Below are 15,952 nucleotides of genomic sequence, written 5' to 3' on the forward strand. Positions count from 1 at the left end.
TATGGAGGAAAATCATTCATGAGTGTTGCACTTGGCTTGCTGCTTATTCGGTTGGTTGTTGGTTTGACGTTTGTCGGGCATGGCGTGCAGAAGCTGTTCGGCTGGTTCGGCGGCTATGGCCTGAAGTCGACCGGAGGCTGGATGGATTCCATCGGATTGAAACCCGGCATTCTGATCGCACTGGCTGCGGGTCTTGCTGAGCTTGTCGGCGGTTTGCTCTTCGCCCTCGGCTTATGGCTGCCGGTATCCGCCGTACTTCTTGTACTTACGATGCTTGGCGCAATCATTGCGGTCCATCGCCGAAACGGCTTCTGGATTACAGGCAATGGCATGGAATACAACATTGTTCTCATTGCAATCGCAATCGGAGTTACCCTTATCGGCGCAGGCGAGTACGCAATCGGCGGTTGATCGAATTAATTATACATTCACTCATTGGAGGTAATTTGTATGATACAAACACTCGTATACGGACCTTCTCTTCAAGCAACAGGTGCATTTGATGGCGGCAAAATCACGGAACAGAAGCCAATCGGCTTCTCCGGTGAAGGTTCTGTCGTGAAACGTGTGAGCACCTTGTTCTACTGGGCATGGGCACATGCCAAGCAAGATGGCTATATTCCGCTTCATCCTCACCAAGCCTTCGAAATCATGACCTATGTTGTTGCAGGTCAGGCGGAACATGGCGATACGCTCGGCACCAAGAGCACGGTTGGTCCCGGCGGCGTGCAGCTGATGCAAACGGGCTCAGGCGTCAGTCATGAAGAACGTTTTGTCGGACCGGACATGGAAGGCTTCCAAATCTGGTTCGAGCCCTCTATCCAGGAAGCACTTAAACAGCAGCCGACTTACAACCAGTATGAGCATGAGCATTTCCCACTAATTGAAGGTGCTGGTTATACCAAGAAAACGGTCATGGGGGAAGGCTCGCCAATTTCCATCACGGCAGATGCGCGGATGTGGGATGTTGAACTTGCACCTGGCGCGCAATATACACATCCGATCGCAGGCGGACGGACATTGACTGCTCTGGCCATTCGCGGAGAAGGCTCATGGACTTATTCATCAGAAGAAGCGAAGGATACTGCTTTCAAACATAAAGATTTCATCTTAGCCCGAGCAGCCGAAACGCAAGAAGCCGTCATCACGGCAACCGGCAGCACACCGCTGCGTCTCATTCTGATTGATGTGCCGACCAACGTAGATTACCCTCTTTATCCGAAACGTTAATGATTATTGTATATAGCAAATGGGGATCGAAGTGCCGCATTGGTTGGCACTCTGATCCCCTATTTCTTCTATTTAGTGTGCTGCCGCCGGACGTTCCTCCGCTTTGTCCGCTTCACCCGCGTTACGGGTTGCCGCTTCGCGATCCTCCAGCATCTCTTCGATTGATTTGGTTTTGAGACGGGCCGCACCTTTATAGTCTTGGCGAGTCGGAATGAGATTGCCTGCAGCAAGCCGCTCCTTCGCTTGTTCAATAGAAGCGCTGTATTGCGGCAGCCATTTCTCCTGCGCGACAAGCATCTCGTCGACCATTTGCCAAATTTCCTTCGGATTGCATACTGCACCTACAAGCGGATCCATCATCATCGCTTGACGGAGCAGCTTATCATCGCCATGAACAGCCGCTTCCACTGCGAGACGTTGAACGGAAATGCTCACGTTGCACACGGCAGCGCAGCCAAGAGGCAGCTCGCCGACGACCGGCATATTGATGCCATTCGCATCGACATAACCCGGCGCCTCGATAATGGCATCACCCGGCAAGTTCGCGATTACGCCATTGTTCACAACGTTGAAGTGCCCGCGGTACAACCGGCCTGTTTCAAGCCCTTCAATAATGTAGGAACCGTGCTCCTCCGAGCGTTTCTCCGGACTGTATACGTATGGATCGCCTTTCATCCAGTTCGGGAAATCGGTCTCGAACCAATTACGTCCTTCCGTACATACGCGCAAGTAGCCTCCGGTTTCCCCATTGATCCACACGCCCATATCGATCCAATCCTGAATCTCATCCGCGCGTTTGCGGTACCAAGGCAGATACTCGCTGAGATGACCATTGGATTCCGTCGAGTAATAGCCGAATCTGCGCAGCATATCGATACGCACCTTCTCTGTCTTCTGGAACTCCGGATGGTTCTCGAATGCCTCAAGCAGCTCGCCTGTCTTATCAACACCATCATGTTTAACCGATACATACCAAGTCTGATGATTGATGCCTGCGCAAATAATATCGACTTCTTTCTTAGTAAGCCCAAGTGCCGTCGCGATTTGATGATGACCGCCTTGAACGCCGTGACACAGTCCGATCGTACGCACCCCGCCGTATTTATTGCAAGCCCAAGTCAGCATGGCCATCGGATTCGCATAGTTCAGCAGCAAGACATCCGGTGATGCAACCTCGCGGATATCCTTGCAGATGTCCAGCATTGCGGCGATGCCCCGCTGCCCGTACATGATTCCGCCTGCACAGAGCGTATCGCCAACGCATTGGTCTACGCCATATTTGAGCGGGATGTCGACATCATGCTGGAAGGCTTCCAAGCCGCCGATGCGAACGACGGTAAGTACGTATTTGGCATCCTTTAACGCTTCACGACGATCGGTCGTCGATTTAATTTGGATATGAAGCCCATTCTCGATAATGTCACGTTGGCATAGCTGAGTAACCATGTCCAGATTGTGCGCATTAATGTCCGTAAACGCAAGCTCGATGTCGCGAAATTCAGGTACCGCAAGCAAATCACGCAGCAATCCCCTCGTAAATCCGATACTGCCCGCTCCGATAAAAGTAACTTTGAAAGACATGCTAAACCCTCCTGAGGATAATGGAATTGTTGGATACACGTTCATTACCCTCATTCTAGCAGGAGCATCAAGAATGCGTTTCCACAAATCCAACCGGATTGCCCCAAGCATGTCAACTATTGCAACTGCTTATCGAAGCCTTGCATCGTTTCGATGGACTTTCGGTAAGCCGCCGGAGACATTCCGGTCACTTTCTTAAACAGCATGCTGAAGTATTGCCGGCTGTTCAAGCCGATATAATCGGCGATATCGATAATCGGGACATCGGACCGAGCGAGCAGCATCTTGGCTTTCTCCACGCGCAGCTCGGCTAGATATTCCGTAATCGTCACATTCATGTTCGCTTTGAAAATCCGCTGCAAATACACCGGATGCAGGCTTACTGCAGCAGCAACGTCCTTCGCCTGAATATCGCAATCATAATGCTGATGGATATATTCTGTCGCCTTCCGCACATAGCGGTGATGCTGTCCATGGGCAACATCCTTCGCTTCGTCTGCCGCGAGCCGGGCAACACGAACGAGCAGCTGCGCAAGCAGCAAATGGGTCATGCTGCGGCGCTGCGCTCCGCCGGTATCCATTTCCATGACGATACTCTTGAGCGTATGATGAACTTCATTGGGATCCCGCAGCACGATCGTGCTAACCTTGCGGTCCAATAGCTGGGCCAACGCTTCATGCCCTTGTACAAGCTGCATCATAGACGGATATATGCCATCGCATTCCGTAAAGTTAAACTCCACATTGAGCATCCGGCACGGACTTTCTTTCGGCACGATCAGCTTATGCGATACGCGAGCATCCAGTAAGATTAGATCTCCTTTGCGCATCTGGAACACATCGCTTGTGGTCTCCACCGTACACGTACCGGAAATCACATACATAAATTCAATCGCGTCATGAGCATGGAAGTCCATATCATAATCGAGCCACTGCTTATAATAGTAAGCGACGATATTGGGGCGGTAATCCCCGCCTTCTCTCCAGTAAGGATCGTATAAGCTGTAAGATCGCATGCAAGCACCCGCCTCCATTTCACCGTTTAAGTAGTAGACTTACAGCTGAAGATTACCCTTCAAGCGAACCACGCCCCAGTGACTTCTGCAGCAGGACAATCAAGAAACTGAGAATGACGCCGACGATAACACCGATCGCAAGATCATGAGTAACTACAACCGCAGCCACGGTAACTACCATAACAATCGTTTCGCTGGCGGGGACTGCACGCATTTTAAACACCGATTTCCAGTCAAAAATCGCAATGCATACCATCAGCATAATACCAATAAGCGCGGCCATCGGAATAAGAGCGAGCAGCTCGCCAAGCACGACAACGAGCAGTAACAGGAATAACGCCGCAACGAGCGTTGACAGTCGATTCCGTCCGCCCATCTTCACATTAAGGACAGACTCCGCAACAAGCGCGCAGCCTGCCATCCCGCCGAAGAATCCCGCGATGAAATTCGCGATCCCTTGACCTCGCATTTCTCGGTTCTTGTCGGTCTTGTCGCCTGTCATCTCATCGAGCAGGTTCTGCGTCAGCATCGTTTCGGTGAAACCGACAACGGCCAGAGACAGGGAGTACGGCAATATAATGAAGAACGTTTCCCACGTAAACGGAATATCGGGCAGCAGGAAGGATGGCAGCGAAGCATCGATGGCAGCAATATCCCCAATGCGAGTGACGTCGCTAATTCCCAGCAGCCATACCAGTATCGTCAGCAAGGCCACGGCAACAAGCGGCGACGGCACAGCCTTGAAATAACGCGGAAGGATATAAATGATAAGCAGCGCTGCCGCGATCAGCACGTACATCATGAAGGATGCATCCACGAGATAACGCAGCTGCGACAGGAATATCAGGATCGCGAGCGCATTCACGAAGCCCGTTAAGACCGGCTGCGGTACGAAACGCATCACTTTGCCGAGTTTGAAGACGCCCATCAAATATTGGATAATGCCGGTTAACACGGTCGCTGCGAACAAATAAGCAATCCCGTGCTCCTTCACCAGTGTCAGCATCAGCACCGCCATAGAGCCGGCTGCCGCCGAAATCATCCCGGGCCTCCCGCCTAAGAACGTAATGACGAGCAAAATACAAATGGTCGCGTAAATCCCCACTTGAGGCGGCACCCCAGCCATAAACGAAAACGCCAAGGAGTCCGGTATTAAAGCAAGCGTTGCCGTCATGCCGGCAAGCACATTTAGTCTGACATCCGATGTCCATTGATCACGCCAAGTTCCATTCACGAACCGTTCACCTCTAACAATAGATATAGATGCCGAAATTCCGGTATTCTATCGGTTAGCATAACCCCCGATTCCACGGATGGTCAACGTTCTTTTTGTAAGTTTACAATCCAAAAAAGCCCACAAGCCGCCCCCCTCGAAGAAAGGCACGGTTTGCGAGCTTGATCTGGTCAATTAACGAATTCGGTATTCGTCAAAATAGCGAGGAAGTATCGTCGTTGAAGCGCCGGGCTGCTGCGGAAGCGTATAGAAACCGTCAACTACAGTAGCAGGCTCCTCGAAAATATGACGAATCCACGGGATGTACTCCAGCATAATCGCATTCGAAGTGGAAGCGACCAAATGCTGATGAATCTGGCCCATATCCCCGACATGCGGGCAAATCGGCAAATCGTAAGATGCCGCAAGGCCGGCAACCTGCAGCCATTCCGTAATGCCTGCCACACGTGTCACATCGACCTGAACGTATTCAACGGCGCCTTGGTGAATGTAGTCGCGGAACGCATATTTATTGTAGACATGTTCGCCGAGCGCTATCGGCACATTCAATTCATCCGCCAATTTGCGGTGACCGGCCACATCGTCCGGGTTGAGCGGCTCTTCCAGCCACATCAGATCAAACTGCTCTAGCTTCTTGCCCCATGTCATAGCCGTCGTAATATTCCACTGCTGATTCACATCGATCATCAAGCCGATATCGTCGCCGATGGCTTTGCGTACCGCTTGCACGCGATCAAAGTCCTCGCGCGGATCCGGCTTGCCGACCTTCATCTTCACAGCCGTGAACCCTTGATCCACAATGCCGGCAATATCCGAAAGCAGTCGTTCCTTGCTCCAGTTGAGCCAACCGCCGTTCGTATTGTAGGCTTTGATTTTCTCCGGCTTATGTCCGCCTAGATACTTCCAAAGCGGCAGATTAGCCGCCTTGGATACGATATCCCAGAGCGCGATATCCACGGCTGCGAGCGCCATATGGGTAATGCCTGCCCGTCCAATCCAGTGCATCGGTCCAAAACGCAGCTCATCCCAGATCTGTTTGATCATCGTCGGATCCTTGCCGATCAATACGGGAGCATAGTAACGGTCGATCGTATCCGCAATCATCTCGTCGCCCTTCGCAGTCGTGCCGGTATAGCCATACCCCGTTATGCCTTCATCCGTTTGTATTTTGATGCCCGTTACGCCCCAATGAGTTGCCACGTTGATGGCATCCGTAATAGGCGGTGTGATCGGTACATGCAGGATAAAGCTTTGCGCGCTAACAATTTTCACTGGTTTCTCCTCCGCTGCTCTTAAAATGTACTTACTTTGTGCGTATCCGGGCACCAACGTGCCGTGCGATAGTGGGAAATGAGGACATCGATCGCTTTATCTGTTCGAATGGCAGTCAACGCCTCGAATGCATAGGCTCGTGTATAGCGGTCTGCGCTGCGTAACCCGGATTGCAGACCGGACACCACGAGATCAGGATCGCCGGACTTGCCGATGCGAAGTAAGGACAGCGCTGCCGTATAACCGATTTTGTTCGTGATATATTCTTGATTGTGTACATAGAAGCTTGTACTGCCAGCCGCCTCGTTCTCTGATTGCTCCTGCAGGACAGCTTCCTCCATGACACGAACCAATGCCGGTACCGTCATTTCAGCCGCTCCGTCAATCATCCCGAGAGCTTCTACGGCGTTACGTCTCACCCATTCACTGGAATCCGCAATTGCGGCTATTAAAGCCGGCACTGCGGATGAAGCTTCTTCTCCGAGCATACCGAGTACGAAAGCGGCAAGCGCTCTGCTGTTCTCCTCCTCTGCATGCTGAAGTACGCCGATCAGACTCGGCACTGCTGCACCTCCTGCGGCTTGAAGTCCATAGGCTGCACGCTGCGCAGTTAATTTGGACCCATCCTTAAGGACGCTTAGCAGCTCTTGCATCCCGGCCGATCCCATGTGACCCAGCGCATATACCGCATTTAATGCCGCATCTTCGGCAGAATCTCGGACTAATGCGGCCAGCCTCGGAGCTGCGGTAGCCGCCGCCTCGCCCATCAAGCCGAGCTTGTCTGCAGCGCGTCCGCGACTGACTGCATCTTCGCTCACTAGCTCCTCAATTAATGCCGGCACCTCTTCTTCGTTACCTGCGATGACAGGCGTAAAGTTTTTCTCTCCTCTGAGCCAGTTCCATACGTCATGCCATAAATTAAGATGTGCTGCAGGTGCTTCAACCGGAAACGCCGGCGTGCTATTCGTATGATTCCAGCTTGGCGACTTCGGCTCCCGCAAACGAACGAATTGGAATTTCAACATGTACCGGTCGAGATTCGAGGTGTTCAGCGATGCTTTATGCCAGATATCAAAATGAACTAATGCGATCGTCCCTGCTTTGCCGGTAGGCAATACGACTTCTTCATTCGGGAGTTTCTCGTTGTATTGGGAGCCGGGCATAATAGCGGTCGGTCCCATTGCTTCCGTAATGTCCTGGGTATAGTAGAACATCATGACCCACCAAGGCCGATGGCTCCGCATCGAGGACCAGTAGCCATCCTTATGCCACTGACCGCCGCCCGGTGCTTGATTCCCCGGCTGATTGTAGTGCATATGACGGTGCGGATGCATATAATAGTCAGGTCCGAGGACGCTTGTCAGTGCGCCTCTTACAGTTGGCGTATCAAAGAATCGCTGGATATCAGGCACGCGCGGCAAAATATTATTGCCCGGATTACCTTCATTTTGCAGCACGTAGTCAATTTGTTTCATTACATTCTGATGCAGCACCGACGGCAATTCATTGTGTAAAACCACGAATCCATTGGTAATAAACGAGATCATCTGCTCGTCGCTTAGCAAATTCATTTCATCAAGCACTGTCATGCAGCCCCTTCATTCGTAAGTTATTGTGTTATATTTAATGTATACGAGAAGGTGAATATTGTATTTAGCTTACAGTCATCCAGTTGCACAATAGTCAGGTTGTTTTTGGCCAAATCTACCTACTCACAATAAAGGAGGTCCCTTCGGCCATGGATTTCAGCAAGTTCCATCCCTATGTCTATTACGCGACCAAATACGCCTTCTATCGCGGACAGTCCAGCTTAAACCGTTATGTCTATTCGAGCTCCATCTATATGGTGACGGAAGGGAAAGGCATCTTCGGCTTGCGCGGCCAGCAATACGAGGCACTGCCGGGCATGATGGTCTATATGGAAGCCGGGCAACCTCACGATTGGATTGCGGACGCAACGGACCCGCTCGTTCATGTGTGCTGCTATTTCGATTGGTATTATGTAGACAGAACCGAAGTGTTTAATAATCACGCCGCTCCGCTTTGCTATGACTATGCTCAATTGCGAACCGAGCTGGTAGGAGAAGCGTTCCCTTACCCGCTGCCCGAAATATCCACAATCAGCGCTGCATCCATGCTCAACTGGACGGACCTGCTGCAGAGAAGCTTTATTTCGAGCGAGCATACGACAGAGCGAACCTTCCTGCGGAGCATGGCTGCGCAGAGCCATTTTGCCGTATTCATCAATCACTTCTTAACCTACTCGCTGCAAGAGAGGCATATCCCAGATCCGAGGATTAGCAAGCTGCTCGAACGCATGGAGGCGGATCTAATGAATGGCAATGCTATCGAATTGGAGCACTATTCGGAGCAGCTTGGTGTAAGCCGAGGTTATTTCTTCGAGCTGTTCAAGAAAACAACGGGATTATCACCAGTTCAATACATCAATCAATTTCGCATCAACAGAGCGAGGGAAGATCTGCTCTCTTCCAATTTGAGCGTGATGCAGATCGCGGACAAATACCAGTTCAATTCCGTTCACTACTTCTCCAGAATGTTCAGCAAATATGTCGGCATGTCTCCTCAGACCTACCGTGAAGCTGAAGCCTCGAGCAGAATGCCGCTTTAAATAAAAATAGCCTGGCAGTGCATGCACTGCCAGGCTTAAGGGTCATTTGGAACAGGAACTATCCGCTGTGTACGTCAGCTCTACGGAAATATAACCCGATAAAGAGAAGCGGAACGACAAAGGCGATCAGCATCGTCGTTACACCGATTGAAGTCGTGTTATGTGCCGGCGACATATTGGTAACCAGATTAAGCGGCACACTCCACGGATAATACATAATGAATCTGGACTGCATAATGGTGAGCTCCGAAACGACGGCAAACACGCCAAGGCCCATCGCCGGAATATAACTGCGCCACAATAGGGCTACTGCAGCAGCAATCGGCAGCAAAGCGTACTCCAAGATAAAGAGCAAACCGTATTTCCCGATTATCGTGGTCATGACGGATAAGGTCGGCATTTCGCTTGTAAACAAGAAGCCTGTACCGAAGGTAAGCAAGAACGATAGCAGGATAACCGAGAACAGTACCGGAACAGCGATGATAAACTTAGCGATCAGCACTTGGTTACGGGAATGCGGCCCCGTCAGTAGATTATTAACGGTACGCTCTTGGAATTCCCTTGCAAATAGATAACCGCCTAATAAAGCAAATAAGGACGGACACATCAGCATCGTTAATATGAACAAGTTATTCTCGAACAATCCCTTCCATTCAAAGGCTCCCGAATTGTTCAGCTGTATGAAGAATCCGAGTGCCCCCGGAAGCAGCGCTCCAAGCAAAACCAGCCAAAGCATGCGGGAATTACGCCACTTGAGCCATTCACAGGCAATCAGATTAAGCACGGACCGCACCTCCTTCCACAAGGCGCACAAAGTAGTCTTCAAGCGAATCTTTCATAGCGGAAAGACTATTCACAAGAATGCCTTCCTTCACGAGCAACCGGTTCATCTCGCCCGGAATCAGTCCATCATCATAGATACGCAGCCAGCCGTTCTCATCCAGTCGACAATCGCGAATGCCCATCTCTGAAACCAACAGCTCCCTTGATTTCTCCTGTTGATCCACTTGCAGACTGATATAGTGACGATTACGCTCCTTAAGCGCATCCATAGTCGATTCCTCCAACATGACGCCGCGATGGATGATGCCGACTTTCGTCGCCAACTGCTCCACTTCACTTAGAATATGACTGGAAACGAGAATCGTAATTTTCCGTTTCTGCGCAAGCTCCTGGATCAACAGTCGAATTTCCTTGATTCCCATTGGATCAAGGCCATTAGTAGGTTCATCAAGAATGAGCATCTCCGGACTGTGAAGAATGGCTCTGGCAATGCCCAGACGCTGTTTCATGCCGAGAGAGAATTGAGCCGCTCTACGGTTTCTGGCCTCCCATAAGCCTGTCGTATGGAGTGCATCCTCCATAGCATCTTTTCCGCGAACACCCATCATTTTGCGATGAATATCGAGATTCTGGATAGCCGTTAGATTCGGATAAAAACCGGGATATTCAATTACGGAGCCCACTTTCCGCAGCACGGAATTACGGCCCTTGCCGATCCGCTCTCCAAGCAGTTCAACAGATCCCGCCGTCGGCTGGATGAGTCCCATCATCATCCGAATCGCTGTCGTCTTGCCGGCTCCGTTCTGTCCGAGGAAGCCGTAGATATCGCCGGGCATTAACGTCATGTCAATGCCATTCACGGCTTTAACGCCTTTATAATGTTTGCAGAGTCCGCGGACCTGCAGAATTGGTTGATTCATGGTTAGTAACGCTCCTTCGATGATTTAAGCAATATCTCTGCGGCGGAACCCGAAGCATCCGGCAACGAGCAGCACAAGCAGATAGAAGACCGTATACAGAATAAATGCCATACTAGGAACATTGATGGCGGATAACGGACCCATCGTGTTCACCATATCGGTCGTGACCGGCAAATCGAGTCCATTGAGGAGCTCATACGTCACCCGCTTCAGCATCATATTGGATGGCAGCAACATGGAGAAGACCAACGCGAATTGTGAGATCTTCTCGCTGGCGAACGGGAGATTTTCCAAGAAACCGCTGAATAGACTTATGCCATACAGCATGGCACAAGCGACGCCGTTGCCGAGCATGGGCAAGTAGATCGAGCCAAACATCGTAAGGGCAAGCAGCAGCAGCGGCGCCCAGATGAATAGCAGCAGCGACTTCAGGATGACGAGCGGATACAGCGGGAAGTCCAGCCAGAAGTGAATCGGCAGCAGAATCGCGAAGAACAACACGACGCTATACCCGATGAGCCAGCATGCGATACCTGCATATTTCCCCAGATACACTTTCCATCGCGGGATTGGGCGGGCTAATACGGCCAGCATCAGTCCATTCTCCACTTCACCGGAGATCGCTCCCATCGTCGTGAACAAAACCAGAAAAGCAATAATCATTTGCGCGAAGAGCAGTCCAAGTGAAAGCAGCATCACGCCGTTCATTAACGCAGCCACCTGAAGCTGACTAGGATCAACAGGGGTTCGGGATAATCCATAACAGAACAATCCGATAAACAGCACGGTCAGTACAACGCTGACCCATATGATTTTCTTGCGGAACAATTCTTTGCCGGCAAACGCAATCCACATCATGAACGTACACCGCCTTTACCTGCACCGCTGTTGCCCTGTTCACCGGACATGGCCAGAAACCATTCCTCGAGCCTGCCTTGAACCGGTCGTACCTCGTAGACCGTAACTCCTTCTTCGATCAGCAGCCGGTTCAAATAACCGATCTGCTCCCGCCCCTTGGCGGACACATGAAGCATAGCACCGCCATCTCCATCCTGCTTTGCAATCGTAAAGGACATTCCCGGCAGCAGCTGACTCGCAAGCGATTCCTGCAGCTCCGGCAGCCAGCCCGAAGTCGTAACCTCCCAGCTCGTGCCGCTCCGCAGCAGCTCTCGCATCGGCCCCACTGCACGAAGTTTGCCTAGGTGGAGGAATGCGACATCATCGCAAACCGCTTCCACATCCTCGAGCAAATGGGTGTTCAGGAAAACCGTCTTTCCCTCCGAACGAAGCCTTTCTAGCAGCATGCGAACTTCATAACGGCCGATCGGATCCAGTGCCGAAGACGGTTCATCCAAAATAATAAACTCCGGGTCCATCAGCAGCGCGCAGGCGATTCCGAGTCGCTGCTGCATGCCTTTCGAATAATGACGGACACGGTTCCAGCCTCGTTCGTTCAACCCGCTAATGCGGAAGACTTCCTCAATACGCGCCGTGAAGTCGGCTGATTTCGTCTGAGATCGCGTCATTCCGCATAATCCTGCATGATAACGGAGCACTTCCGCGCCTGTCAGCCATTCCTGGAAGCGAAACAGCTCCGGCAAATAGCCGAGCTTGATTCGTGATTCAGGGTGTCCAATCGGTTTGCCGAAGAGTGTACCGCTGCCGGAATCCGGACGCAGCAAACCGACGACCATCTTCACAAAGGTACTCTTGCCTGCGCCGTTCGGTCCGAGCAGACCGAAGATTTTCCCCTTCTCTATTTCCAGGGAAATATCGGTGCAGCCCGTTCCGGACGCATAGGTCTTAGACAGCCCATTCGTTTGCAGAATCATCATTTCATAATTCCTCTGGCTTCATTAATAAGGGCCTCTTCCGTTGGATAAGCCTTAGTGGAGCCGCTAAGCTGGTACACCCACTCATTCTGCAGCCAAATCAGCGATCTTCCATCGCCCGTCATGGCCAGAATGGCGTCATTGCCGTCCACCTTCAATGTGCGGACATTGTCCGTCGATGTCGATGGAACCGGAAGCGTATGGCGCCAATCGCCAATACCCGCAAGCTTCGCTCTCATTTCATCGGGGATGATCGGCAAATCAAGGACAGCCTGCCGAATTTGCTCCACATCGACGTCATCGGATACTTCAATGGACGGAGCCGGCATCTGTAACAGCTGCTTAGCCGTACTCCCATCCTCGGCTGCCTGATTCATCCTAAACGTGTTCGGCATGCGGATGACGATCGGCGAGTCCTCGACGGAAGACGGGAATGTCGTTTCGCCTCCGAGCAGCGCGATCATTTTGTTAATTTCCTTCGGATGCAGGTTAAAGGTAATCTGCTGCTCCGGCATGTAGGTGATGATGCTCTTCCCATCGCCCGGAAGCTGCTTAAGCTTCTGTGCTCCGGCTAGAGTCGCGGCCTCGGCAGCATCGACATCGCGGGCCGTACCTCCGCCTTCTTGCTTGATATCGCCGTACCGATTGAGATCCAGCTGTTGGATCCCGGCCGTTCCCGCTTGCAGTGCATCGCGGAAACCGTTGATATCGGATTGGCTGATTTCAATGGTCTCAAAGTGCTGCACGCGGAACGTCCCCAGCATGGACGCCATTACGTCTTGCCCCCAAGACGTAAACAACAGCATGCCTGCAAGTACAGCTGCCGTCGCGCCGGACAGCCACCGTTTCTTCAGCCTGCGAGGTTTCTTCAATCGTGTTCCTTCATTAATAGGTGCAATTTGAATTGGCGCTGGCGGCTCTTCTCTCGCAGTCCATTCATCAGTCAAAGGCTGCTCGTTCGAATGCTGCTTGGCTCGGTCGGGCTCAGCATCCTCCATCCAGGCAACTGGTACCTCTTCGTCCTTCACCGCCTCAAACAATCGGTCAAGCGCATGCTCCACATCTGCATCGCTGATGCTGGGTTCATGTGTATCTGCATGATCTAGTCGTTTATGTTTCATTGCTCCATAACCTCCTCGGCATTCATATTCTTCTTAAACCGACTCGCCGCCCGCATGAGCAGGGTCCCGACAATCTTGGGGTTCACCTGCAATGCCTCCGCAATCTCAGCATGCGTATAGCCTTTTTCTTTGAGCAGCAGTGCCTGACGGTCCCGCTCGGATAATTTATTCAGTACATTCCGGACGACATCTCGTTCCCAATTCTGAATGACAGCTGCATCATTAGAAGGATGGACCTGTTCTTCCGTTAATGCTTCGTTCATCTGTTTCTCCGTCAGATTCTGTTGTCTGCCGGACTTGCGGTAATGATCATATACGATACGGGTCAATACCCGGTGCAGCCATGCTCCTGTGCGATCTAGCTCTTCCGGTGGATTTCGGTAAAGCCGCAGGAATACCTCTTGGGTCAAATCCTCCGCTGCTGCGCGATCTCCGATGAGAGCAATAATTTTGCGCAGCACGGCGGGATAATGTTCCCGGAACAACGCTTGAAACCGTTCCGGCCTATTCTGGTTTACCATGTATTCGCCTCCTTCATCTGTTAAGACGACGCATTTAGCCCAAATATAGCACACCGGTAAAAAAAAGCTAACGACGATCTCCGCGCGCGTTGTCACCACACACCAACAACGCAAAAAAAATCAGCCGAGCAGAGCGAACTCTGCCGGCTGATTCTCATCATGCATTAACCTTCAACTAATGTTTTGTACGCATCCAATTGTTTTTGGATTTCGTCTTTTACTTTGTCATAGCCGGCAGCTTTCAGCTTGTCGCGAAGTGCGTTAACTGCAGCAGCCGGGTCGCCTGCTTTACCGAACAGAATCGCTGGCAGTTGCTCGCCGATTACTTGGGAGATGGCAGTCATCTCAGGATCTACGCTTGCTTTGTCGAATACGAATTTGCCGTAAGGGAATGGCTTCTTGATTTGGTCGTATTTCGCATAAACATCGCCAATGCCGCTCCAGTCCGTGTCGGAAGGAATCTCGAATTTGTCGACGCGGCCGCCCCAGAAGTCTGTGTAGAAGCCGTCTTTTGCTTCATCGTAAGCAGCTGGACGGAAACGCTTGCCGTCTTTGATTTCATATTGTACGCCTTCAAGTCCGTAGTTGATCAGTTGGTACACTTCTTTGTCTTGACGGATCAGCTCATAAGCCATCAGAGCGCGTTCCGGATGTTTGCTGTGTGCGCCTACCGAAGTACCGCCGTGCGTAATCGGCATGGAGATCAGGTTACCGCGAGTATCGGAGTAGGAGAACATTTGCAGCTCGGAGCCCGGTTGTTGTTTATCCATTTCAACGCGAAGCCCTTTGTACGTTTGCGTATGGTGGGAATCTGCGCCGGAGAGACCTGCTTTAAGCGCAGCACGCGTATCTCCTTTATAGTTCAGTACATCTTCACGCCAGAAGCCTTTGTCAGCCCATTCCTTCATCAAGCCAGCAAATTTAATGAAATCGTCGTTGAAGATCGGGCTGTCAACGGTGTAGCGATCGTCGTAGGATTTGGCATAGTATACGTTCGCATAACCAGTGGAAATCGGCAGCTCAATGTTGTCGGTGTAAGTAGTAGCAAAGCCGTTATAGAACGTGCTTGTGCCGCCGTTTACATCATAAGGAACTACGCCTTCTTTCTTGTCTTTCACGCCTTGGAAGTACTTGCCAAGTCCTTCGAAATCTTTAATCGGCTCAGTAATGCCGAATTCTTTCGCCCAGTCGCCGCGGTAGTAAACGCCGTGGTTAACCCATTGCGTGTAATGATTCTCCGGAATCAGAACGATATCATCCTTGAATTTACTTTGCTCCCAATCCTCTTGCGGAATTTCAGCAAAAGTTTGTGGTGCATATTGCTCCAGCAAATCGTTCAGCGGCAGGAAAGCACCACGCTGTGCATTGCCCCATGTATCGAGCCAGTCCGTACCGATTGTGATCAAGTCAATCGGTTCGCCGGAAGCAAGCAGCAAGTTGTACTTCGTTTGCCAGTCTGCCCACTCTACCCATTTGAACTCGAGCTTCGCGTTGATTTTTTCCTTCATAATTGCGTTTACTTTCTCCATAACCGCTTCGAGCTGGCCGTTCTTTGGTTTATCGCCTAGCACGACATACGAAATGGTTTCAAATTCACTTGTGTCGATTTTGCCTACATCTGCACTGTCATTGCCCGTATTGCTGGAGGAATCACCTGATGTGTTGCTGGAAGTGTCGTTTGTGTTACCAGTGTTCTTGTTGTTGTTGCTTCCGCAAGCCGCGATACTGAAAACTAGGATGAGCATAAGTACGATAGTGGATACCCGCTTCAAGTTTCCCATTCTTTGTAGCCTCCCTATTTTAGATAAATCGC

15 protein-coding genes are annotated in these 15,952 nt (G+C 51.2%); 3 read left to right on the plus strand and 12 right to left on the minus strand.

All coding sequences use genetic code 11. From position 1 onward, the window contains the following. Window positions 1-18: 18 nt before the first annotated feature. Window positions 19-411 carry a DoxX family protein gene (locus BLW29_RS25925; RefSeq protein WP_090985114.1) on the plus strand — a complete coding sequence of 131 codons (393 nt, stop codon included), beginning with the start codon at window positions 19-21 and terminating at the stop codon, window positions 409-411. A 42-nt stretch (window positions 412-453) separates the two neighbouring features. Further along, window positions 454-1,230 carry a pirin family protein gene (locus tag BLW29_RS25930; RefSeq protein WP_090985300.1) on the plus strand — a complete coding sequence of 259 codons (777 nt, stop codon included), beginning with the start codon at window positions 454-456 and terminating at the stop codon, window positions 1,228-1,230. A 72-nt stretch (window positions 1,231-1,302) separates the two neighbouring features. Here BLW29_RS25930 and BLW29_RS25935 read toward each other — a convergent pair whose 3' ends face one another. The 5 genes from BLW29_RS25935 to BLW29_RS25955 all read right to left on the minus strand — a co-directional run bounded on the left by BLW29_RS25935 (window position 1,303) and on the right by BLW29_RS25955 (window position 7,922). Further along, the gene (locus BLW29_RS25935; protein WP_090985116.1) at window positions 1,303-2,811 is read right to left on the minus strand and encodes an alpha-glucosidase/alpha-galactosidase; all 1,509 of its coding nucleotides are present in this window, start codon (window positions 2,809-2,811) and stop codon (window positions 1,303-1,305) included. A gap of 116 nt (window positions 2,812-2,927) precedes the next feature. Then, window positions 2,928-3,827, minus strand: coding sequence for an AraC family transcriptional regulator (locus BLW29_RS25940; protein WP_090985118.1), 900 nt, complete (start codon window positions 3,825-3,827; stop codon window positions 2,928-2,930). Between the two features lie 52 nt (window positions 3,828-3,879). Continuing rightward, window positions 3,880-5,061 carry a SulP family inorganic anion transporter gene (locus BLW29_RS25945; RefSeq protein ID WP_256208909.1) on the minus strand — a complete coding sequence of 394 codons (1,182 nt, stop codon included), beginning with the start codon at window positions 5,059-5,061 and terminating at the stop codon, window positions 3,880-3,882. A gap of 174 nt (window positions 5,062-5,235) precedes the next feature. After that, window positions 5,236-6,333, minus strand: coding sequence for a mandelate racemase/muconate lactonizing enzyme family protein (locus BLW29_RS25950; RefSeq protein ID WP_090985120.1), 1,098 nt, complete (start codon window positions 6,331-6,333; stop codon window positions 5,236-5,238). 20 nt (window positions 6,334-6,353) lie between these two features. Next, window positions 6,354-7,922 (minus strand): HEAT repeat domain-containing protein, encoded by a 1,569-nt coding sequence (locus tag BLW29_RS25955; RefSeq protein ID WP_090985122.1) that lies wholly within the window; start codon window positions 7,920-7,922, stop codon window positions 6,354-6,356. Window positions 7,923-8,071: 149 nt separating this feature from the next. Between BLW29_RS25955 and BLW29_RS25960 the strand changes: the two genes are divergently transcribed. After that, complete coding sequence (locus BLW29_RS25960) at window positions 8,072-8,962, plus strand: AraC family transcriptional regulator (RefSeq protein ID WP_090985124.1); 891 nt, start codon at window positions 8,072-8,074, stop codon at window positions 8,960-8,962. Window positions 8,963-9,020: 58 nt separating this feature from the next. On the opposite strand, the gene BLW29_RS25965 is transcribed toward BLW29_RS25960, so the two are convergent. From BLW29_RS25965 to BLW29_RS25995, 7 genes are all read right to left on the minus strand, one after another. After that, complete coding sequence (locus tag BLW29_RS25965) at window positions 9,021-9,746, minus strand: ABC transporter permease (RefSeq protein ID WP_090985126.1); 726 nt, start codon at window positions 9,744-9,746, stop codon at window positions 9,021-9,023. Continuing rightward, window positions 9,739-10,665, minus strand: a complete 927-nt coding sequence (locus tag BLW29_RS25970) for an ABC transporter ATP-binding protein (protein WP_090985128.1) — start codon at window positions 10,663-10,665, stop codon at window positions 9,739-9,741. The genes BLW29_RS25965 and BLW29_RS25970 overlap by 8 nt, the downstream gene beginning before the upstream one ends. Before the next feature lie 24 nt (window positions 10,666-10,689). Then, a complete protein-coding gene (locus BLW29_RS25975; RefSeq protein WP_090985130.1) occupies window positions 10,690-11,523 on the minus strand; it encodes an ABC transporter permease in 834 nt (277 codons plus the stop codon). Continuing rightward, window positions 11,520-12,500, minus strand: a complete 981-nt coding sequence (locus BLW29_RS25980; RefSeq protein WP_256208912.1) for an ABC transporter ATP-binding protein — start codon at window positions 12,498-12,500, stop codon at window positions 11,520-11,522. The genes BLW29_RS25975 and BLW29_RS25980 overlap by 4 nt, the downstream gene beginning before the upstream one ends. Beyond that, window positions 12,497-13,618 carry a hypothetical protein gene (locus BLW29_RS25985; protein ID WP_090985132.1) on the minus strand — a complete coding sequence of 374 codons (1,122 nt, stop codon included), beginning with the start codon at window positions 13,616-13,618 and terminating at the stop codon, window positions 12,497-12,499. The genes BLW29_RS25980 and BLW29_RS25985 overlap by 4 nt, the downstream gene beginning before the upstream one ends. Continuing rightward, window positions 13,615-14,139 (minus strand): sigma-70 family RNA polymerase sigma factor, encoded by a 525-nt coding sequence (locus BLW29_RS25990; protein ID WP_090985134.1) that lies wholly within the window; start codon window positions 14,137-14,139, stop codon window positions 13,615-13,617. Before BLW29_RS25990 ends, BLW29_RS25985 begins: the two co-directional genes overlap by 4 nt. Before the next feature lie 164 nt (window positions 14,140-14,303). After that, window positions 14,304-15,920: an ABC transporter substrate-binding protein gene (locus tag BLW29_RS25995; RefSeq protein WP_090985136.1), complete on the minus strand. Its 1,617-nt coding sequence runs from the start codon at window positions 15,918-15,920 to the stop codon at window positions 14,304-14,306. Window positions 15,921-15,952: the final 32 nt, after the last annotated feature.

It is taken from the genome of Paenibacillus sp. CF384 (assembly GCF_900106745.1).
GTDB lineage: Bacteria > Bacillota > Bacilli > Paenibacillales > Paenibacillaceae > Paenibacillus_Z.